Here is a 19,770-nt window from a genome sequence, read left to right as displayed (position 1 = left end):
ATGAAAACAGAATTCAATTTTAAGAATATTAGATCTTTGAGTATCCTCGCACTTGTTGCTAGTTTGGCATACTTTGGTTATTTCAGGTTTTTTGGTGCTGGTAAAAAAACGGAAGCATTAACCGAGGACAAATCGAAGTTCGTTATCTCTCAAGAAATCCAGAAGAACCATCCATTTTCCATTGTTTATTTGGAAGAAAAAGCTCTCGAGGAAGAACTTCAACTTCCTGGAACCGTTTCGTATGATATGAATAGTGTGGCCAAAGTTGGGTCGAGAGTGAGCGGAAGAATTGTACAGGTTTTTGTGAAGGAAGGGGAACATGTCAAAAAAAGCACTGCCCTCGCTTCTATTCAATCGGTGGAACTGGGAACCACAGAAGCTAATTATTTAAAAGCCAGAGCAAGACTTGAGGCACTCAAAGTCCAAGCAGACAGAGCCAAAGATCTTTATGAAAGAAAAGTGACTTCAGCCAAAGAATACGAAATGTCTTTAATGGATTATAAATCTGTCAAAGCGGAAATGGAAACATCTAGAAATGCTTTGGAAAATTTAGGCCTTAATGATTCTGAAATCGCTAACTTGGAAGCAGGAAAGTATAATTCCAAAAACTTATACATTAGGACCCCCATTTCGGGAACTGTTACTGAAAGAGAAGCTATCATTGGTCAGGCGGTAAATGCACGTGACAATTTATTCACGGTTGCAGATTTGAGTGTACTTTGGATTAATTTAGAAGTATATGAAAAAGATCTAACATCCATTCGTATGGGTAACGAGGCCAAAGTCATTCCTATTGGTTCGAAAGATGAATCTTTAAGAGCCGTGGTCTCACATGTAGGTGATGTGATTGATCCTATTAAAAAAACAGCAGAGATCCGATTGGAAGTTAGAAACTCTAAAGGGAGACTTCGTCCGGGGCAAAGTGTGACTGCAACCGTTGTCGGCGCTATGGTTGAATCATCGCTGAACAAAGCAAAGGTGATTCCTTCTGATTGTATCCATAAAATCGAAGGGGAGAATTATGTATTTGTTCGTAACGGAGACGGATCTTTTTCTGCCAAAAAAATTGGAATCGGTAAATCCTATGACCATTGGGTTGAGATCACAACGGGTGTGGAATCAGGGGAAGCCATTGTGGAAGAAGGAAGTTTTGTTTTGAAAAGTGAGTATTTAAAGTTATAACCCCTAGTTTTTTGTTGACATAACACCTATTTCCTAGTTATCTGTTTAGTATGAAAGATCTCACGGAAAAACAGGAATTTGTTTTACAATATATATCGGACACGGTGCGCGAGAAAGGGTTCCCGCCCACCATTCGTGAGATTGGTGACCAGTTTGGGATTACGGCTAAGGGTGCTTACGATCATCTAAAAGCCATAGAAAAAAAAGGGTACATTCGCACTTCTAAAAACCAAAGTCGAGCCATAGAACTTCTAAAAGGAAATGGGGACGAGGCACTTCTCGTCCGTGCTTCGGGAATTCCTCTCCTGGGCCAAGTGGCGGCGGGTTCTCCTATCCTTGCGGAAGAAAATATTGAAGAATACATTGCGGTTCCAGAAGACCTTGCAACAAAACCAGGAACCTTTGCCTTACGTGTGAAAGGAGATTCTATGGTGGAAGCAGGGATTAGTGATGGTGACATTGCCATCATACAAAAAAAAGACACGGCCAGGAATGGGGAAATTGTTGTGGCGATGATTGAAAACGAAGCCACCCTTAAAGTGTTTTATAAAGAACCAGACATGATTCGTTTGGAACCAAGAAACGTGAAACTGAAACCCATTCATACAAAAAAGGCTACGATTATTGGGAAACTAATCGGACTCTATCGCATTTACTGATTGACCAAAGTCTGGTTGGGAGTGAGTTTAGAAGGGATGTCGAAACATCTCTTCTCTTTCCCAACATTTCTCCTTCTCTTCCTTATCCTCTCTTGCGCTCCTAAAAAACAAGAAATTGATGCCTATGACTTAAAACGTGTTTTGGAAAGGTTTGCTCAAAACCGCATCCAGACAGGTCTTATGGCAGACACCAAACGGCCGACACCTACGGACAGTGCTCTCTTTGAAGAGGCCTGCGAAGTCTACCGGTTGTCTATCCCGGAAGCAAAAGAAATGTTAAAAAAAGAAAACAAAGCCCTGTATGAGTCAATTTATGGAAATGAATAAAATCAAAATATCGGAACGTATCATTTGGGGGACTGTTACCTCTTGTTTGGTGGCCCTTGTTTTTTTTGTGAGCCAGGAGAAGGTAAAAGCCATTTCCACTGATGGTGAAAAATACTTACAAATACTCCATGAAGTGGTTTCTTATATTGAAAACGATTATGTGGATCCACAAGACGAGAAAAAAATCTATACTGGTGCCATTCTTGGCGCCTTGCAGAGTTTAGGTGATCCTCACACTAGATTTTTAGACACCGATGAATTTGGTGAATTACAAAATGAAACCAAAGGAAGTTTTGGGGGAATCGGCGTAGAGATTAGTTTCCAAGAAAATGCTTTTATCATTGTGGCCCCAATCGAAGGAACTCCTGCTTGGAAGGCTGGTCTCCAACCTCAAGACAAAATCATTGAGATCAATGGTAGAAGCACCAAGTCTGTTTCGTTATCAGAATCCATTGGCATGATGCGTGGGGACGTCGGGTCTTCTATTTCGATGAAAATAGAAAGAAAGGGAATCAAAGATCCTTTTGTTGTAAACTTGGTCAGAGAACTCATTCAAATTCGTTATGTTAGATCGCATTACCTTCCTGAAACGGAGACTGGTTATATCAAATTGGTTCAGTTTATGGGGAAAGAAACCACTGCCAAAGAATTTGCAAACGCCGTGACTGCGATGAAAGATGCCGGTGCCAAAAAACTAGTGATCGATTTAAGAATGAATCCAGGTGGACTTTTGGATTTAGCGATTGATCTTGCGGATCTCTTTTTACCTTCGGAAGCAGAGATTGTATCGGTTAAAGGTCGTGGTGGGATCCTTGTGAAAAGTTATAAAGCAGATAAAAAAGAGAAAAAGTTTTTAGACATTCCGATTGCCATTTTGGTGAACGGGGGTTCTGCGAGTGCTTCGGAAATTTTAGCTGGTGCTTTAAAAGATAACAAACGCGCTGTTGTGGTTGGAACACAAAGTTTTGGAAAGGGAAGTGTGCAGTCGATTTTCCCTCTATCCGGTGGAACGGGTGTTGCTATCACCATTCAAAAATACTACACACCATCTGGTGTATCCATTCATGGAAAGGGAATCACACCTGATCATATTGTGAATCCAATTGCTGCTAGTGAAGATGAAAAGTATGCTTTGGAAAAACTTTTTAAAAAGAATTTGATTCGTCCCTTTTTAGAAACCCATGCCGAATACAATGATACTGCATTGGCCGATTTTTCCACTCTACTCAAAAAAGAAAATCTAACTATTTCCGACTCAGTCACTCGTATCTTTTTATTCAATGAAATGAGAGCCGGTTCTTCCAATACGAAACCAAGATTGGATTTAGATACACAACTTGCCGAAGCGATTCGTGTTCTGAAATAATGACCTACGGGTTAGGAATCGAATCTAGTTGTGATGAAACTTCAATTGCCATCGTTCGCGATGGTAAGGATCTTCTTTCCCTAAAAATTTATAGTCAAATTGATTCTCATTCCCCTTACCGCGGTGTGGTTCCAGAAATTGCTTCGAGAGCCCATTTAGAAAAAATCAATTCTCTCCTTGCTGTTTCCATGGAGGAGGCAGGCATTGAATATTCTGATTTAGCTTATGTGGCTGTTACCACCTACCCAGGATTAGTTGGCTCACTTATGATTGGCGCACAACTCGCACGATGTATTTCTCTAGTGCATCAAATTCCGATTGTGGCCGTCAATCATCTGGAGGCTCACCTGGCAGTGATTGGTCTGGAAAGAGAACTCCCTCCCTTTCCTTGGTTAGGGGTTTTGCTTTCCGGAGGAAATTCATCCATTTATCTTTATAAAGGATTTGGTGATTTGGAAATTTTTGCCGACACAAGGGACGATTCTTTAGGTGAAGCTTTTGATAAAGTAAGTGCGGTTCTAAATCTTCCTTATCCGGGTGGTCCTTATCTCGAAGCCAAGGCAAATGCCTACCAATTAAAGGAAGTTGAGGTAAATCCATTTCCGAAACTTTTAAAAGAAGATGGAGAGGATCGGATTCGATTTTCTTACAGTGGGTTAAAGACGGCCGTCCTTTATTACCTGAAATCCCAAACAACACCACCTCCCGTGGAAAAAATTTCCTATTTCTTCCAAAAGACAGCCTTTGAACTCGTCACCCGCAATATCCGCAAAGCCGTTGCCAAAACCGGAATCCGGACCGTGGTTGCTGCCGGCGGGGTGCTTGCCAACGGGACCCTCCGGGAAAGTTTGGAGGCCGAAAAAGAAAGGTCCAAATTTGATCTATTTTATCCTGGTAAAAAAATTTACTGCACAGATAACGGAGCGATGGTGGCATGTCTTGGATACCATCTCTGGAAACAAAAATCTTTTGTGGGGCTCGACTTTAAGGTAAGTCCCAAACGAAACTTTGAACAAACATTATGAAACTAAAACTTACTTGGATTCCCAATACTCTGACTCTCGGAAACTTAACCTTAGGTTTTGTTTCTATGTTACTTGTTGCTGAAACAAATCCATCCCACTCAAATTCCCACGAACTGTATTCCCTTGCTGGAGTATTTATCATCTTGGCCGCGTTATTCGATGGTTTTGATGGAATGGCTGCCCGTGCGCTCAACTGTACGAGTGAACTTGGTGCTGACTTAGATAGTCTTGCCGATCTCACTACATTTGGAATCGCTCCCGGATTTTTATCTTACAAGATGTTTTTCTATGATATTAAATTGGATATCTTTGATAAACCAGACTATTTCCCTTTGGGTATGTTCATCGCTGCTTTGTATCCAATCTGTGCAGCATACAGACTTGCTCGGTTCAACGTAGCTCATGACCCGAAATCTTTTAATGGACTTCCTTCTCCTGTAGCGGGAGTAGTGATTGGGATTTTTCCTTTGGTGTTTACTGTCTCTCAAGTTCCTGTTTGGACAGCGGTTCTCTTTTTTGTGATCACAGCCCTACTTATGGTTTCAACTCTTCGATACAGTAAACCACAGGTAGCCATTCGTGGACTTTTTTCTTGGAAAAAATTAGGGATTAGTATTGTGGGTCTTGGTTTACTATTACTAGCCATTGGATTCTATCGTTGGCCTTATGTGATGTATGGTGCCGTTGGGTTTTATGTGTTTTCAGGAATTGTATCTTTTCTCATCCAAACCATTCAGGACTACCGAGTTTAGGTTTCTTCTCTCAGTTGAAAGATATCTAAAAGGTTGGCAACGGTAAAAATGGTTCGTACTTCGTCAGAGAGATTTATGATACGAACCTGTTTGTTTTTTTCCTTTGTCCAACTATAGGTGTGGAGTAGTATCCCGACTCCAGAAGAGTCTAGATAACTCAAGTTTTTAAAGTCTAAAACTAGTTCCTCAACTTCCGGTGTGTCAATTAAGGTTTTGATATCTGCTTTCAGTTTGGGAGTATCACGAAGGGATAGGGATCCTTCCAAGAGGACCAAGGCTTTTTCATTCTCTCGTTTGATTTCATGCTGAAACATAACTTCAGTTAAGACAACATCTGAAAGAACCAAATACAATCAAAAAACGTTTGATTTTTCAAAAAAGGACTCTAGAAAAAGAGCAATGAAAATCAAGTTTTGGGGTGTCCGTGGTTCAATTGGTTCACCCATTCGGCCTGAAAGTGTTAAACACAAAATTGAAAAAATCCTTTCTTTGGCAAGTCCTACAGACATTCAAAACGAACAAAGTATCCATAGTTTTCTCAAATCTTTAAGTTTCTCCTCATCATCAACTTACGGCGGTAATACGACGTGTGTGGAGATTCGTGACAAAGAAGATAACCTGATCATTATTGATGGAGGAACAGGTCTTCGGGAACTAGGAAACCAAATCATGAGTTCCGATTTCGGAAAAGGAACTGGGCATGCCTATTGGATCTTAACACATACCCACTGGGACCATATCCAAGGGATTCCTTTTTTTGTTCCTCTTTTTTTACCAGGTAATCATTTTGAATTTATTTCTTCGATGAATGACGCAGAAAAAAGGTTAGAACATCAATTTGTTTTTACCCATTTCCCTGTTTCCTTCGACCACTATGCGGCCAACAAAACTTTTCAGTATGTGGAAGAAGGAGAGACCATTACACTTGGACCCCATATCCAAGCCTTCAGTAAAGCGGTGCGCCATCCAGGAGGAAGTTTCTCTTACCGGTTTATGGAAGATGGAAAGGCAATTATCTTCGCTTCCGATGCAGAATTCAATTTGGAAGAGATGGAAAATATCGACACTTATATCGATTATTTCCGAGATGCTGATGTTTTAGTTTTTGATACACAATATACATTCGAAGAGTCTTTACAAAAAATTGACTGGGGCCATAGCTCTGCGTCCATTGCAACAGACATAGCTCTGCGTGCTAAGGTAAAAAAACTAGTGATGTTTCACCATGATCCATCTTATGACGATGAGAAGTTAGATTTAGTATATTTAAGGGCTCTCAAATACAAAGAGATGTTTGATCCCCATGGAAAATTAGAAATCATTATGGCTTACGAAGGTTTGGAAATAGAGGTTTAATATGGCAAAAAAAAATTATATCATTGGTATTGATGCAGGGACTACAGGAATTCGTACGTTTTGTTTTGACGACAAAGGAAAAGTAATCTCATCGGCTTACCAAGAATTCAAACAATACTATCCGAAACCAGGTTGGGTAGAACATGACCCAGAAGAAATTTGGGTAAAAACGCAGAAACTCATCGGAACTGCTATAAAGAATGGAAATCTAAACCCAAAAGATGCGGTTGCGATTGGGATCACAAACCAAAGGGAAACATCTGTTGTTTGGGATAAAAAGACCGGCAAACCAGTGTACAACGCCATTGTGTGGCAATGCAGACGAACTTCTGATATTTGTAAGGAATTAAAAAAACAAAGTCTTGATTCCAACTTCCGAAACAAAACGGGGCTTGTTTTAGATGCTTATTTTTCCGGAACTAAAATCCAATGGATCCTTGATAATGTAAAAGGGGCTCGGGCGAAAGCAGAAAAAGGTGATTTGTTATTTGGAACCATCGACACTTGGCTTTTATACAAACTTACCGGTCACAAAGAACACAAAACGGACCATACCAATGCGTCTAGAACTCTTCTTTTTAATATCCAAACCAAAGAATGGGATGAAGAACTTTGTGATATTTTACGAGTTCCTATGTCAATGTTACCCAAAGCGTTTAACTCTAAAAATCTATTTGGATTCACATCAAGTGTCAAATCTCTCCCGGATGGTATTCCTATTTCGTCACTTGTTGGTGACCAACAAGGTGCCTTATTTGGCCAACTGTGTACAGAGCCTGGGGAAGCCAAAAATACATACGGAACGGGATGTTTTTTACTCTTCAATGTGGGTGATGAATTTAGAATTTCCAACCAAGGTCTCATCACAACCCTTGCCCTCGGTCCAGAGGGAAAAACTGTCTATTGTTTAGAAGGATCTGTTTTTATTGGTGGGGCTGTGGTCCAGTTTCTCCGAGACAATTTAGAATTTTTCAAATACTCCAAAGACTCTGAAAAATTGGTGAAGGCCATCAAAACAAAAGATGATTTGGTTTTTGTTCCTGCCTTTGCCGGCCTTGGAGCTCCTCATTGGGACCAAGAAGCTCGTGGTGCCATCTTTGGACTCTCTCGCGACACAACACCAGCACAGATCACAAGAGCTGCCCTCAAAGCCATTGCTTTACAATCTTATGAACTAGCAAATGCGATGGAAAAAGAAACAGGGAAACCATTGAAATTCTTACGTGTGGATGGAGGTGCGACTTCGAATGCATGGCTTATGCAATTCCAAGCAGACATTCTTGGAACCAAAGTGATCCGACCACAGAACGTGGACACAACTGTACTCGGTGCTGCTTATCTTGCAGGACTCGAACGTGGATTTTTTAAATCGGTGGCAAGTCTTAGAAAAGATGCAAAAATTACCGAGTTCCAACCTAAGATGAAAGATAGTGAAAGAAAGGAAGAAATTAGTAAATGGAACTGGGCCATTTCTCGAGTTAAAACAGGAAACTAATAATCAAACCAAAGGAGGGAAAACTCGAAAGGTTTTCTCTCTTTTGTAATGCCTCCGCCGACTAGAAAGATTCCCGTTTGGTAATAAGGAATTTCGATGAGTAAGTCGGGAGGAAGTCTATGAAATTCTGTGGTTTCCATTTCTTTTCGAGATAAAAAGAAATCAAATCGGAGGACATCGATCCAATCATTTGTTTTAAAAAATAGTTTGGTTGAGGTTCTTCCATAAAATTGGAGAGAGTTACCAAAAATAAAAAAATTAAATTTTTCTGCATTCACAAAGGGAATCTCTTCTTTTCTTTCTTCTTCTCCTTTTTCTCTATAAGTAAAGATGGATCCTTCTTCATAATAAATATTTCTAGCAAAACGTTTGAAAAGTTCTGTTTCAATGACTGTCACCAAATCCTCACTTTCTGGAGGTTTTTGGGAAGGGCCTTCTAATATATGTTTCATTTTGTTTTTGGAGATGGAAGACCGAACCACTTCTAAAACAGGTTTGGATAGTTGTGGCAATATGTATTTGATATACCGTTCATCATGGTCGCGAAGAATCTCTTGTAGGAAAGATCCATGGATCAAAGGAATCATTTCCACGGTAAACATCTGTTTGTTTAAGAAATTGGCAAATTCTGATTCATGACGAAATAAATTCGAAACTATGGTTTCTTCTTCTTTTGGAGTTCCTGAAAAAAGAATGGATACCAATCGAAAGAGAAAGGTTTTACTTTTCGGATCAAAATATAAAGACTCAATTTTTTCTCGCACTAAACTTTCAGAAAGTTCTGGATGGATGATGTCTCGGAGTGATAAATACTTTGCCGATTGGAATTTGTCTCTTTTTCCTCGGTAAAGAAAGAAGGGAGAGTTTCGGGTCCCACCGATTGTTGTGGATAACGGTGAAAAACCTGTTTTTGGTTTGGTTTCCTGATCCTTTTGGATCTTCTTATTGCCCATGTAAGTGGGTGTAAATACTGGTTTTGGGTCTAGGTTTTGTCTATTGTATTGTAAGCAGTAGAGAAACTGTGGAAAAAGAATTGGATCCGTGGTGACGGAAGGGAGTTCCGGTATTTTTTTCTTAGGAACAGGATAGAAAGGATAAATAGAAGTTTGGAACCTTGCAACAGAGTCCGCAGTGCTTAAGAAAAAATGGTAATTGTTTCCTTGTCTGTATATCAAAGGGGAGGGGATTTTTTCAGTTTTTTCTGAATTCTAATTCTAAAGTGCTCCCAATTATAATCTGTTTTTAAAATTTCCAACTCATTTTCTACACCATAACGCATGAAGTCATAGATCTCTTCATGATCCATTCCCACTACAATCGATAGGTCTTGGATGACTCTAAGTAATCTCCTCGCATCGCGATCGCTGAGGGAAAAAGTTTCTAATAGTTTTTTTTCGAATTCCGAAAGTTGAATCAAGGGAACCTAAAACGCAGCCACGAGGATGGTTTCGATTTCATTTTTAGGAAGTTCTCTAGGAAGACAATCAAGAAACGAGTAGGTTGCCGCAAGGGTGGCAATCCCTGGTAAATCAATTTTTTTCACTTCGTATTCTGATAACCTTTGAGGAATTCTAAGTTCTAAGTAAATTTTACGAATCCCTTCCACCGCTTTGATCGCAGCTTCAATCACAGAGATATTAGTTACATCTTCATCCAAAGCCCTGGCAATCATCACATATTTACCAGCGGACGATGTCAGGTTGTATTCCATTACGTGTGGGAGTAGGATCGACATACTTTGAAAGATATCTAAATTGGTTACAGTTGTTACCGCAAGTGATAAGGCATAACAAAGACCAAGGCTACTTGTGGACTGGGCAATACCTGCGAGTAGGCTTGCCGCATAAATTGAGTTTTTCGGTCCTAAGTTCCTTGGTTCACGGATGGCCGGAACAATGTTTTTGGAGATAAGTTCAATGGAGCGTAAGGCAGTGGAAGATGTGATCTCATTCGCATATTTAGAAAGGATGCTGTCAACGGCTGCAGATAAAATGGAGATCCCTGTTTTGGCAGTTTCGGAACTAGACATACCTGCACCAATTTTTGGATCAGAGACAATGAGTTCTGGAAATACCCATTCGTGAGCAAAGTATTTTCTGTTTTTGTCTTTATCATCTACAATGGAAAAGAAAGGTGAACATTCATTTCCGAGTAGGGGTTTTGTTGGAACCACCACTAAAGGGAGGCCTTTTTTCTTTGGTTGTTTTTTCCCAATTAGTAAATCATCTGCAAAAAAATCATTGGTAGCGAGTAGAGAGGCCGCCTTACCTGCGTTTACTGATTCAAAAGAACCGTAAGCAACTACACAATCTGCATTGGAAATTCGAAGGAAGTGGGCACAGGAATCTAAATCTTTAAAATGAACACGGTCTACAATATCATCATAGATGATCACACCTTCTGCGTGTTTTTCGAGACTGGTTTTGATGATGGAAAGTTCTTCGGCGTTTTCTAATTCTTTTTGTGTGGTAATAAGAACCACACGGGATCCAATGTTTTTTACAAAAGATCCGAGTTTATACCCACAGTCGATTTCGAAGTGAATTTTAGGAGGAAATTGAAAATTAATCCATTCGGGGAGGACTGGCATACGATCCCCTAATTATGAATAAACGGAGTTAGAGAAATCCTCGGAGAGGATAATAAAAAAGGATCCCTCACCACCCGTCCTTTTTACTGCTGCCCGAGGAATGTTGACGCGATTTGATCGGAGATTTTATCTAACATCTCTGTGGAGAGGTTATCGTAGTCGCCGTTTTTCAATCGTTCTTTGATCGCTTTGATTTTTTCCGTACGATCTTCTTCTGGAGGAGCTTGTACAATTTGTTTTGCGATTTGTTTTACTTCAGCTTGCAACTTTGCTTCCGACGCAATTTTTTTAGCAGCATCAGAAATGGAAATTGTGTCTACCGGAGTTTGTGATTCCGTTTCCCTTGGCCCTTGTGGTTTTTTTGGTTCGTACCCGTAACCACCAACTCGTCCTACTTTGTCGACGTTCATATATTTAGTCCTCTTCCTACATCACATATCGGTGGAATCCGAATTTCCCTTAAGTGTTTTTTTTCGATGATTTAAGAGAAAAACAAACTCTCCCTTGGCATTTGGCGGTTTGTGAGCCAGTTCCCTAGGATTTGCATAGTAAAGTACCTCTTCAAAGGTCTTTGTCAACTCCCTTCCCACAAGAACTTCCGTCTCCGGAAAAAGTTCTTCAAGCATCGGATAGAGTCTGGGAAGTTTGTGGACCGATTCGTAAAAAACAACGAGTCCATCAATCTCACTTGCTCTTTCTAATTCTCGGCGTTTTTTACTCGGTTTTTCAGAGAGGAAACCCAAAAAATACGTGGGATTGACCTGAAATCCTGAAACGGAAAGTAAAGCAGTGAGTGCGGAAGCACCAGGCACAGGTACAATTCGAATTCCTTTTTCCCTTGCGGTTCGGACCATCTGGCTTCCTGGATCGGAAACACCTGGAGTTCCCGCATCAGAAACAAGAGCCATGGATTTCCCATTTAAGAGTTGTTCTAGGACATTGGAGTAGGGAGATTCTGAATTATCTTTATAAAGGGCAAGAACCGGAGTGGTTATTTCTAATCGAGAGAAAAGAGAGCGAGTTTCTTTCGCCGACTCACAAAGGACAAGGTCCACTTCCTTGAAAATTTCTAGAGCTCGCAAAGTGATATCTCCCAAATTTCCTATGGGAGTGGCCACTACATAGAGAGAACCTGACTCGCGTTTATGGGCCAACGTATTGGCATCCTGGAGGAGAGGCACCAGCGGGGCAGGTACAAGCCAGATCGTTATTGCCTTTGGTGCAAGGGTTACAAGCGGTTCCTAGGGCACAGGCAGAGGGGGTACCACAAGCCGCATTGGCACAAATCGTTGTATTACAGCCGGCTCCTGTTGCACAAAGAGTTTGGATGTCGTTCACCCGATTCGGAATGGCACAAGTGCTGATCGGGGTGGAGGGATTGGAAATCAGTCCTCCCGTTAACATTGAACGCAAAGTAAAGTTATAGATTTGGCATTTTTGAAAGAATTCTGCTCCCGGAGGAGGAACGGCAAAACGAATCCGTTTGGTTACTATTTTTGAGGATTCAGTGGAAGCTTCGTAGGGAAGGTGAGGGAAACTTGGTTGGACCCCATCCTCCAGCCATTCCCCTTGGATGGTCTGGATGATCCCAGGAAAAGCAGTAGTTACATAGAGATTATAACCTAAAAATTGCGGTTCTCTGTTGGTAACATAGTAACGGATGATGTATTCCGGTCTTGGGTCTATATTGTAATTAAAAACATCAGTTTGGTAGTCGTTGGTAATGTTACTATTCACGGCGACAACGGCAAGTAACTGCGGAACATTGGGAGGAACTAAAAATACAAAAGGGGCCACGGGCGTATCTGTATTGATTCCGCATTGAAAAAAAGAGAGAAAAGATATGCAGACAAAGTAAAGTGGATGTAAAGAGGGAAAACGCATTCTATTTCTCGTTTCCCTTCCAAGTTTTCAGGAATTCAATCTATGGGAATCCAAAAAAAATTACTCTTTGTCTCCATTTCTCTGATTGGGCTTTTTTTTCTCATCTTACTCGTTATGGGTGGAGAGGACGAAGAAGAGGCTCGGCGTAAAAAAGAAAGAAGTTCGCAGGCCCTTGCCTTATTTGGGGGTGGAACCGGTAACCCCAAAGGAACCAATCGTTTGGGAGTGCGTGGGGAAGACGCAGGCTCCATCTTTGATTCCGACTACTACAATGCGGGTGGGATGCGTTATGAGGAAGATGGTAGTCTTGCCGGCTCAGAAGCAGGTGAGATGCCGATCAATCCGCAAACTGGCAAACCCTATCCTCCAGAAGCTATGCAGGCTTTTGATGAACTTAGGGAACAATTCCCTGATAATGATTTGATTCCGAAACGATTGACCCCAGACGACAAAAAAAAGCAGTCTGAATTCAATCAAAAGTTATCGAGAGCCACAAACTCTGTGTTTGGTGGAACTCCCAATGCAACCGATATCACCTTGTATTACAATCATGTGCGTAAACAAGGAAAAGACCGATTGGAAATTATCAACTACCTGATTGAATCGCAAGGCGGTGATGACCCAGAGATGGATAAGAAGTTCCAAGAGATTTTGAAAAATATCCAATACCAAAATGAACAGGTGGAAAAGGAAGCAACCAACGCCTTCCAAAAAGCGGGGATTTCTCCTTAATTTACATTTCACCTGATAGGATGGGGTAACGGTAACTGGATTTTGGGTCCAGGCCGTACTCATCCAAATGGAAGGAGGGAGGTAACCTTTCTCGTTTCCATTGTGAGATACCGAATAATTTTTTAAATTTCTTTAGATATCCTAAAAGATTGTCCATTGTTTCCCAAGGGAATTCTTGTTTTAGGTTTTCCAAACAGTCTAGATCACTCAGACCAAGAAATACCAATTTTTTTTCTATCGATTGCAAAATGGGATAAGGCATTAAATCTTTTTCATCTTCTTGGTGTTCTGATAAAGGTTTTAATTCTGCCGTTGGTTTTGTATTCCGTAAGATGCGGATGGAATCCTTTGGCGAAATGAAACGGTTGTTACCGTTTTGTATATCATCCAACCAATCGAGTAAAAATTCTTTACTCACTCCCGCTAATGGAGCAATGGAGCCGGAGGAATCACCGTCCATGGTAGTATAACCAACAGCGGCTTCACTTCTGTTTCCTGTTGATAAAAGTAAATGTCCATTAATATTCGCAAGTAACCAAACGAGGGGAGAACGAACTCTTGCCTGGATATTTTGCAGAGGTAGGTCGTGTTCCTTCCAATTCAATGTTTTTCCAAGAACCGATTCGATTAGTTTTACGGAAGTAACAACAGCTTGGTCTATGGGTATGGAATAAAAAGGACAATCCAACTCTTTTGATAGAGCTTTTGCAATTTCTTCCGTGAGAGTGGAATTGTTTTCTGTTTTTTGGTAAATGGTGACAAGTAATTTCGTTTCATCGATTCCGAGAGATGGAAAGATAGAGTCACCATTTTCGCGTTTGGCGATCTCTTTCATTGCATTCACAAGTAAGGCACAAGTGGCACTGTCTGCCCCACCGGAAAGGGAAAGGGTAAAACCTTTTGTTTTTGATTTTCGTAAGTAATCAAAAAGACCCAGACAAACCGCTCTTGTGAATTCCTCATACACAGAAAGGTGGAAGAATTCAGAACTTAATTCTGTGTTCGTATCTATTTCTTTTCGTTTGTCCAAAAGAGAAAAACCAACAGAATCGTTTTCGTTTGTTTTCTTTACCAAACCAAGTTGGATTTTGGGAAACTCTGCTCCCTGCCATTTCGGTTTTGGATCTCGAAAGGAGCGAGCTTTGGCCGCACGGATCTCCATAGGATCAAATGTGTATGAAGTGATTTGAAAAGGAGAAAAGGAAAGTCGCGGACCTTCTTTTACTAATTTACCCACAGAAGCAAAAATGGCACCTCCTTCAAAAATGATCCGCCCGGATTCATTGCCGGAAAGATTGGTAAACACTTGAAGATTACATTGGTTTCTACTGGACTCGGTGAAAATTTGCCTACGTATATTTTGTTTTCCCATCGCAAAATGGGATGCCCCTGGAGAAAACAAAACATCCATTCCTTGTAAGCTATAAAAAGAAGCGGGTTTTTGTACAGACCAACTGTCTTCACAAATCTCCACTCCAAAATTCCAATTTTGCGATTGAAAGATAAAATGTCCAAAAGGAACTTCTTCTCCAGCAAAGTGGATGGTTTTGTTTAAAAATTCTGATTCGGAGTGGAACCATCTGCGTTCATAGTGTACGCCGGTATTTGCTAAATTTAATTTAGGAACAATGGCAACTACTTTACCACCATACAGCACAGCCATACAATTGTATAAAAATGAATCAACAAAAACAGGAAGGCCCAAAATCACAATTTGATTAGGTGATTGTGTTTTTATTTCTCTAATGATTTCTTCGGAACGGGTCCAAACATAGGGTTTGTAGAATGCATCTTCACATCCATAACCAGAAATACAAAGTTCGGGAAAAAGAATACAATCCGCTTCGTTTGCTTCTGGACTTTGGATTGCCTGGAGGATTGATTCACAGTTCCCTGAAAAATCTAAGGGAGTTGTATTTAGCGTAACGGCGACAATTTTAATTTTGGGCATCAGCGAAAACTCGGTTATAAATCTTTTCCGACGCACCTCTGTTTTCTACAACAAAGTTTCGATTTCCACGGCCCATCTTTTCTCTCAGATTTTTATCTTTGATTAAAAGGTCTAATTTTTGAACAAATTCAAATTCATTTTCTGTTCTGAATAGACCACCTAATTCTTGCATAACGATGGCTTCGGGTGCATTGGAAATTTTGGGACCAGTGATCACAGGTAGACCCAGGGCAGCAGGTTCAATCGTATTGTGAACCCGGTGGCGCCATGCTCCACCTACATAGGCAAAACTTCCATACTGATAAGCAAAAGCAAGGATTCCCATGAGATCGAAGAGAAGGAACTTCGGCAAAGTTTCCTCCTTTTTTAATCTGGAAAAAACTCCCACGGTTCCATACTGTTTTAGAATCGGAATCCAGTTTTCCATACGATCTGATTCCCATTTATGGGGAAAAATCCAGTAATATGCATCATCAGAATGTGTTTTTAAATAACTGGTAAGTCGTTCTTCACAGACCCCGTAAGTGGATCCAAAGATGATAGGTTTGTTTTTGTTTAAGAATTCTTTTTGGTCAGAAACAAATTGGGTGAAGGCCGGGTTAGGGGATTTGGTTTCCAACTTTCCAAGAACCGATTCAAATCTAGTATCACCTAACACTTGGAAATCCGTTTTGGATGAAACAAGACCAATAAATTCTTTGGCCATTAGTTCATGGCTTGGATAAATTCCGGAGAGGTATTGGAAAGAAGCTTTTGTCAATGATCGTACCAGTGGATTTTTTCTGGAAGACCCCGAGGACAAACTTGCACAACAAAGATAGGACTTAGTTCCCATACGAGAGGCTGTTTTTAAAAGATTGGGCCAAGTATCCCAAGCCATCACCAGTAAAACTTGGGGTTTAAAATGAGTCAAAATTCGATCATAGGCATAAGGTTTGTCCAAAGGAAGATAAAAATATAAATCCGCCAAAGGATCGGTAAACGAAGATTCTTTTACGGAGGAGGAGAAAACCGATTGGATGATAAATACGTTTTTATTTTTTTTACGAATGGTTTCCGAGAGAGCTTTTGCTTGGTCCAATTCTCCAACGCTTGCTGCATGGAGCCAAATCACAAATTTTCCCTCTGCCGATTTCGAAAAAATTCGGCTGATAGAACTCTCTCTTTTTTTTAATTCTTCACGAACTGATTTTACGAATAAGGAAAGAATTTTTAATATAAAAAAGATAAGAAGGATAAGGGTGTTGTAAAAAAAATATACCATTTAGCGTTTGTTACCCCAAGTATCGTTCACTTCGGAACCAGGGTAGATGAAAGTTCTTTTATCAATGACAAAACTCAAATTGTCAAAGTATAAATGAAACTCTCCTTTCTTTTGTGAAGTTAGACTTTTCAATCGAAAGGAAGCAAAGGAAATGGGAAAAGACATAGATTGGATGAGCCTTGTATTTTCTTTAGGAAGGTTGATCTTAAATTCCAGGCGTCTCCAACCTACAAAATTTAAAGTTCCCAAATCAAAATACAGATCCTTCGATTTCTTTTGAGAAAGCCCCATACTTAGGTTGATATGGTGGCCCTCTGAGTACACCCAAAGGATTCCTTGGATCGGCATTCCGAGTGGCATAAGAATCGGTTCTTTTGGTCGCACTTCCCAGTGGTCGAGGCGCGGATTTTCTACATAACTTTGCAAAAGAAAGCTAGTTTGGTTTTGAAGATTTGGATAACCCGACTCTTTTAAGATGGTTGTTTCTTGTAAAAAAGCTTCTGATTTTGGAACGGAGGCAGCAAACTGAGTTACGGCAAGAAAGGAATCAACTCGGTAAAAATCCCAAGGTCTTTCTCCTTCAAAGTCTTCTACAAGGAAGAGAAGGTAACTGGAATCAATGCTGAGGGCAGATTTTAAAATTTGGACTCGACCGGCTTCGTCGGGATCATGGGGCCGCGGAAGAGACAAAAGACCGGAAATCATGAGTAGGAAACCCAAACCGAATGTAAATTTTTTTGCAGTTTTCATGATTTCTCACTTTTCGAAAGACCAAAAACGTGTACTCTATTTTTATCAAAGGAAAGGAATCCGCACGTCATGGGCCGCCGCGACAATTTGAAAATACTCACAACTGCCATTCTAGTGGTCCTACTTCTTTCATCGTTCATTTTTGCATTTATCTATAGAAACGAAATTTACCAAAAGCTCCAAACCATCGGAAAAAACAAAGATGTTGAGGTAGTGGATCGGGAAATTGAAAGAGAATCCACTGGGATTCCTGCACCCAAAGAAGATTTTTCTAAAAGGGATACAAATCCTTCGGCGGAAGATCGTTCCAAACTTCCAGAATTACCTGGGTTGGATGAAATGGAACCCGATACGGATCGTCCTCGTTCTGTATCGGTAGCAGCTTCCACCAAAGCCAAAGAGAAGACCGATCCTTCTTCTCGATTGCAAGAAAAATTAGACCAAGTGGAAGAATCTTTTTTACCCAAAGAAGAAACCAAAAAAACAAAGAAATCCTCTAAGACAGAAGAATCAGTTTCGGAAGCAGTGGACTCCAGTTCTTTCACCAAACAATCGAAAGTTGATTCTAAAGAATCTACTAAACTGACAAAAAAATCAGAATCAAAATTATCTAAATCTTCTAAATCAGTAACCAGTCAAAATCGCACAAAAAAATATAGTTCTGTAACGGATAAACGACAAGGTACGAAATCAAAAAAATCATCTTATTCGCAAAAATTGCAAAAGAACAATTATGAGGATACTGGTTCCTCTTCTTTAGAAGTTCGGATGCGCACTGTGGAACAAAAACTTTCTACACAAACAGATCGAAATGAAAAACGATTTGTGGAGATCGAACGACGTATTGAGTCTTTAGAAAAAGCGTTAGCAAAGTAATCGAATCGTGTCCGATTACGGTTCTACTTATCTCTCCATTCAAAAGTCATTACAGGATTTGTATCCTAACAGATCTCCGGTATTGATTGCCGTTTCCAAAACCAAACCTTATGAAGTGGTAAAAGAGGCATATTTACAAGGGATTCGCGAGTTTGGGGAAAATTACATTCCAGAAGCCGTTTCCAAATTCACAAAACTCCGAGAAGAGTTTCCTGAATCTGCCACGTCTGTCCATTTACATCATATTGGTCCTGTTCAGTCAGGAACCTTGCGCAAGTTATTCGGAATTTTTTCCTATACACACGGAGTCGGAAGTATCTCTTCTTTGAAGGAGTTGTTAAAACGGGCAGAAAAAGAAAAAACTCTTATCCGCTATTTTTTACAAACAAATCTGACTGAAGAAAATACCAAACATGGAATGGGTTTTGAAACCCTTCGTAATATGAAAGAGACTCTATCCGGTTACCAAAATCAATATTGTATTTGGGAGGGGTTTATGGGGATGGGACCATCTAGCGGAAATTTGGCGGAAACGAAGGAAGTGTTTTCGCTTCTCGCAGAACTACGTGATACATATTTTCCCGATAAAAAATTATCTATGGGAATGAGTGGTGATTATGAAATTGCTACCGACTTAGGATCCGATTATTTACGAGTTGGATCTAAAATTTTTGGAGAGAGGGACTATGCAAATGAATCCATTTAAAGCTGTAGGAATTGTCGGACTTGGTAAGATGGGGTCGGCCATTGCTACCGCTCTTGTGAAAAAAGGAACTAAGGTGTATGGGTTTGATCCGAACCTAAAGGAATCTCCTGTTTCGGGAGTGACTCTCGTCAACACTCTCGATGCCATCGGTAAAGAATCCGAAGTGATTGTCATTGCTGTGAAGCCGAACCTGGTGGTTTCCGTTCTAAAAGAATTTTCGAAACCTTCCACCTTTGTTTCCATTGCTGCCGGTGTTTCTTATTCTACACTTTCTCAATCGGCACCCAAAGGTTCTTTTTCAGTTCGGGTGATGCCAAATTTACCACTTGTTTCTGAACGAGGGGCAATGGCGTATTTTTGTGAAGACCAGGTTGTTTCAAGCGTAGAACGATTGTTTTATGGAATGGGAACTACCACAAGGATCACAAAAGAATCACTTATGGATGCAGTGACTGGTCTTTCGGGATCGGGTCCGGCTTATGTTTTAACCTTTTTACAGGCTCTGGCTGAGGGCGGTTTGCAAGAGGGTTTGAGTTACGAGGAGTCTTTGTCTTTGGCGATGGAAACCATTGAGGGAACCCTTGTTTATTTTCGCACTCTTCGAAAGGAAAATTCCAACCTCCATCCCATGGAAGTACGCAACTGGGTGACTTCTCCTGGTGGAACAACCATTCATGGACTGGATGCTTTGGAAAGGGGAGGATTCTCAACCGCCGTAAGAGATGCTGTCAGAAGAGCGACGGAGAGAAGTAAGGAATTGGGAAAAGGATGAAAACGGTTGCGCGGACAGGATTCGAACCTGTGGCCTTTGGGTTATGAGCCCAACGAGCTACCAGCTGCTCCACCGCGCGGTAT

At 40.6% G+C, this 19,770-nt stretch carries 21 protein-coding genes and 1 tRNA gene; 12 read left to right on the top strand and 10 right to left on the bottom strand.

The window, feature by feature from the left end:
- Genes EHQ49_RS16255 through EHQ49_RS16230 form a run of 6 tightly spaced genes read left to right on the top strand, consistent with a single transcriptional unit; the run spans nt 1 to nt 5,311 of the window.
- Entirely contained in the window at nt 1-1,182 is a 1,182-nt protein-coding gene (locus EHQ49_RS16255; protein ID WP_135580668.1) for an efflux RND transporter periplasmic adaptor subunit, read from the top strand.
- A gap of 50 nt (nt 1,183-1,232) precedes the next feature.
- Nucleotides 1,233-1,841 (top strand): transcriptional repressor LexA, encoded by a 609-nt coding sequence (gene lexA / locus EHQ49_RS16250; protein WP_135580667.1) that lies wholly within the window; start codon nt 1,233-1,235, stop codon nt 1,839-1,841.
- 36 nt (nt 1,842-1,877) lie between these two features.
- Nucleotides 1,878-2,168, top strand: coding sequence for an LA_1448 family UV-C exposure upregulated protein (locus EHQ49_RS16245; RefSeq protein WP_135580666.1), 291 nt, complete (start codon nt 1,878-1,880; stop codon nt 2,166-2,168).
- A 1-nt stretch (nt 2,169) separates the two neighbouring features.
- A complete protein-coding gene (locus EHQ49_RS16240; protein WP_208732240.1) occupies nt 2,170-3,534 on the top strand; it encodes a S41 family peptidase in 1,365 nt (454 codons plus the stop codon).
- Nucleotides 3,534-4,559: a tRNA (adenosine(37)-N6)-threonylcarbamoyltransferase complex transferase subunit TsaD gene (gene tsaD / locus EHQ49_RS16235; protein WP_135580664.1), complete on the top strand. Its 1,026-nt coding sequence runs from the start codon at nt 3,534-3,536 to the stop codon at nt 4,557-4,559. Before EHQ49_RS16240 ends, tsaD begins: the two co-directional genes overlap by 1 nt.
- Nucleotides 4,556-5,311 carry a CDP-alcohol phosphatidyltransferase family protein gene (locus EHQ49_RS16230; RefSeq protein WP_135580663.1) on the top strand — a complete coding sequence of 252 codons (756 nt, stop codon included), beginning with the start codon at nt 4,556-4,558 and terminating at the stop codon, nt 5,309-5,311. Before tsaD ends, EHQ49_RS16230 begins: the two co-directional genes overlap by 4 nt.
- Here the strand turns inward: EHQ49_RS16230 and EHQ49_RS16225 are convergent.
- On the bottom strand, nt 5,308-5,625 hold the full coding sequence (locus EHQ49_RS16225) for an STAS domain-containing protein (protein ID WP_135580662.1): 318 nt from the start codon (nt 5,623-5,625) through the stop codon (nt 5,308-5,310). The two genes, EHQ49_RS16230 and EHQ49_RS16225, sit on opposite strands and share 4 nt — an antisense overlap.
- A gap of 85 nt (nt 5,626-5,710) precedes the next feature.
- Between EHQ49_RS16225 and EHQ49_RS16220 the strand changes: the two genes are divergently transcribed.
- On the top strand, nt 5,711-6,667 hold the full coding sequence (locus EHQ49_RS16220) for an MBL fold metallo-hydrolase (protein ID WP_135580661.1): 957 nt from the start codon (nt 5,711-5,713) through the stop codon (nt 6,665-6,667).
- 1 nt (nt 6,668) lies between these two features.
- Entirely contained in the window at nt 6,669-8,162 is a 1,494-nt protein-coding gene (glpK, locus tag EHQ49_RS16215) for a glycerol kinase GlpK (protein ID WP_135580660.1), read from the top strand.
- Here glpK and EHQ49_RS16210 read toward each other — a convergent pair.
- The 5 genes from EHQ49_RS16210 to EHQ49_RS16185 form a co-directional block, all read right to left on the bottom strand.
- On the bottom strand, nt 8,159-9,337 hold the full coding sequence (locus EHQ49_RS16210; RefSeq protein WP_135580659.1) for a flagellar motor switch protein FliG: 1,179 nt from the start codon (nt 9,335-9,337) through the stop codon (nt 8,159-8,161). The genes glpK and EHQ49_RS16210 overlap by 4 nt on opposite strands.
- A gap of 248 nt (nt 9,338-9,585) precedes the next feature.
- Nucleotides 9,586-10,752: an iron-containing alcohol dehydrogenase gene (locus tag EHQ49_RS16200; RefSeq protein ID WP_135580657.1), complete on the bottom strand. Its 1,167-nt coding sequence runs from the start codon at nt 10,750-10,752 to the stop codon at nt 9,586-9,588.
- 83 nt (nt 10,753-10,835) lie between these two features.
- A complete protein-coding gene (locus EHQ49_RS16195) occupies nt 10,836-11,162 on the bottom strand; it encodes a flagellar biosynthesis anti-sigma factor FlgM (RefSeq protein ID WP_135580656.1) in 327 nt (108 codons plus the stop codon).
- A 21-nt stretch (nt 11,163-11,183) separates the two neighbouring features.
- Nucleotides 11,184-11,906 carry a 16S rRNA (cytidine(1402)-2'-O)-methyltransferase gene (gene rsmI / locus EHQ49_RS16190; RefSeq protein WP_135580655.1) on the bottom strand — a complete coding sequence of 241 codons (723 nt, stop codon included), beginning with the start codon at nt 11,904-11,906 and terminating at the stop codon, nt 11,184-11,186.
- Nucleotides 11,896-12,636 (bottom strand): LIC11073 family putative lipoprotein, encoded by a 741-nt coding sequence (locus EHQ49_RS16185; protein WP_135580654.1) that lies wholly within the window; start codon nt 12,634-12,636, stop codon nt 11,896-11,898. Before EHQ49_RS16185 ends, rsmI begins: the two co-directional genes overlap by 11 nt.
- Before the next feature lie 42 nt (nt 12,637-12,678).
- Between EHQ49_RS16185 and EHQ49_RS16180 the strand changes: the two genes are divergently transcribed.
- On the top strand, nt 12,679-13,368 hold the full coding sequence (locus EHQ49_RS16180; protein ID WP_135580653.1) for an LIC_20245 family lipoprotein: 690 nt from the start codon (nt 12,679-12,681) through the stop codon (nt 13,366-13,368).
- Between the two features lies 1 nt (nt 13,369).
- Here the strand turns inward: EHQ49_RS16180 and nadE are convergent, their stop codons facing one another.
- From nadE to EHQ49_RS16165, 3 genes are read right to left on the bottom strand one after another with little or no spacing between them, the layout of a single operon-like run.
- The gene (nadE, locus tag EHQ49_RS16175; RefSeq protein ID WP_135580652.1) at nt 13,370-15,319 is read right to left on the bottom strand and encodes an NAD(+) synthase; all 1,950 of its coding nucleotides are present in this window, start codon (nt 15,317-15,319) and stop codon (nt 13,370-13,372) included.
- Nucleotides 15,306-16,583, bottom strand: a complete 1,278-nt coding sequence (locus EHQ49_RS16170; protein ID WP_135580651.1) for a 3-deoxy-D-manno-octulosonic acid transferase — start codon at nt 16,581-16,583, stop codon at nt 15,306-15,308. The genes nadE and EHQ49_RS16170 overlap by 14 nt, the downstream gene beginning before the upstream one ends.
- Nucleotides 16,584-17,333 carry a flagellar filament outer layer protein FlaA gene (locus tag EHQ49_RS16165; RefSeq protein WP_135580650.1) on the bottom strand — a complete coding sequence of 250 codons (750 nt, stop codon included), beginning with the start codon at nt 17,331-17,333 and terminating at the stop codon, nt 16,584-16,586.
- A 69-nt stretch (nt 17,334-17,402) separates the two neighbouring features.
- Between EHQ49_RS16165 and EHQ49_RS16160 the strand changes: the two genes are divergently transcribed.
- Genes EHQ49_RS16160 through proC form a run of 3 tightly spaced genes read left to right on the top strand, consistent with a single transcriptional unit; the run spans nt 17,403 to nt 19,687 of the window.
- Nucleotides 17,403-18,209: a hypothetical protein gene (locus EHQ49_RS16160; RefSeq protein WP_135580649.1), complete on the top strand. Its 807-nt coding sequence runs from the start codon at nt 17,403-17,405 to the stop codon at nt 18,207-18,209.
- Nucleotides 18,210-18,216: 7 nt separating this feature from the next.
- Nucleotides 18,217-18,915 (top strand): YggS family pyridoxal phosphate-dependent enzyme, encoded by a 699-nt coding sequence (locus EHQ49_RS16155; protein ID WP_135580648.1) that lies wholly within the window; start codon nt 18,217-18,219, stop codon nt 18,913-18,915.
- Nucleotides 18,896-19,687 carry a pyrroline-5-carboxylate reductase gene (gene proC, locus EHQ49_RS16150; protein WP_135580647.1) on the top strand — a complete coding sequence of 264 codons (792 nt, stop codon included), beginning with the start codon at nt 18,896-18,898 and terminating at the stop codon, nt 19,685-19,687. Before EHQ49_RS16155 ends, proC begins: the two co-directional genes overlap by 20 nt.
- A gap of 6 nt (nt 19,688-19,693) precedes the next feature.
- Here the strand turns inward: proC and EHQ49_RS16145 are convergent.
- A tRNA-Met gene (locus EHQ49_RS16145) sits at nt 19,694-19,766 on the bottom strand.
- Between the last annotated feature and the right edge of the window lie 4 nt (nt 19,767-19,770).

The sequence above is a fragment of the Leptospira perdikensis genome (genome assembly GCF_004769575.1).
Lineage (GTDB): Bacteria > Spirochaetota > Leptospiria > Leptospirales > Leptospiraceae > Leptospira_A > Leptospira_A perdikensis.
Note: the sequence above shows the minus strand (reverse complement) of the source record. Positions and strands in the feature narration are given on the sequence as shown.

Excerpts from the sequence above, each read along its gene's own strand:
- EHQ49_RS16200 (WP_135580657.1), bottom strand. The coding sequence starts at position 10,752 with ATGCCAGTCCTCCCCGAATGGATTAATTTTCAATTTCCTCCTAAAATT.
- tsaD (WP_135580664.1), top strand. The coding sequence starts at position 3,534 with ATGACCTACGGGTTAGGAATCGAATCTAGTTGTGATGAAACTTCAATT.
- EHQ49_RS16225 (WP_135580662.1), bottom strand. The coding sequence starts at position 5,625 with ATGTTTCAGCATGAAATCAAACGAGAGAATGAAAAAGCCTTGGTCCTC.
- EHQ49_RS16195 (WP_135580656.1), bottom strand. The coding sequence starts at position 11,162 with ATGAACGTCGACAAAGTAGGACGAGTTGGTGGTTACGGGTACGAACCA.
- glpK (WP_135580660.1), top strand. The coding sequence starts at position 6,669 with ATGGCAAAAAAAAATTATATCATTGGTATTGATGCAGGGACTACAGGA.
- EHQ49_RS16220 (WP_135580661.1), top strand. The coding sequence starts at position 5,711 with ATGAAAATCAAGTTTTGGGGTGTCCGTGGTTCAATTGGTTCACCCATT.
- EHQ49_RS16185 (WP_135580654.1), bottom strand. The coding sequence starts at position 12,636 with ATGCGTTTTCCCTCTTTACATCCACTTTACTTTGTCTGCATATCTTTT.
- EHQ49_RS16165 (WP_135580650.1), bottom strand. The coding sequence starts at position 17,333 with ATGAAAACTGCAAAAAAATTTACATTCGGTTTGGGTTTCCTACTCATG.
- EHQ49_RS16255 (WP_135580668.1), top strand. The coding sequence starts at position 1 with ATGAAAACAGAATTCAATTTTAAGAATATTAGATCTTTGAGTATCCTC.
- proC (WP_135580647.1), top strand. The coding sequence starts at position 18,896 with ATGCAAATGAATCCATTTAAAGCTGTAGGAATTGTCGGACTTGGTAAG.
- EHQ49_RS16170 (WP_135580651.1), bottom strand. The coding sequence starts at position 16,583 with ATGGTATATTTTTTTTACAACACCCTTATCCTTCTTATCTTTTTTATA.
- EHQ49_RS16180 (WP_135580653.1), top strand. The coding sequence starts at position 12,679 with ATGGGAATCCAAAAAAAATTACTCTTTGTCTCCATTTCTCTGATTGGG.
- EHQ49_RS16160 (WP_135580649.1), top strand. The coding sequence starts at position 17,403 with ATGGGCCGCCGCGACAATTTGAAAATACTCACAACTGCCATTCTAGTG.
- lexA (WP_135580667.1), top strand. The coding sequence starts at position 1,233 with ATGAAAGATCTCACGGAAAAACAGGAATTTGTTTTACAATATATATCG.
- nadE (WP_135580652.1), bottom strand. The coding sequence starts at position 15,319 with ATGCCCAAAATTAAAATTGTCGCCGTTACGCTAAATACAACTCCCTTA.
- EHQ49_RS16230 (WP_135580663.1), top strand. The coding sequence starts at position 4,556 with ATGAAACTAAAACTTACTTGGATTCCCAATACTCTGACTCTCGGAAAC.
- EHQ49_RS16245 (WP_135580666.1), top strand. The coding sequence starts at position 1,878 with ATGTCGAAACATCTCTTCTCTTTCCCAACATTTCTCCTTCTCTTCCTT.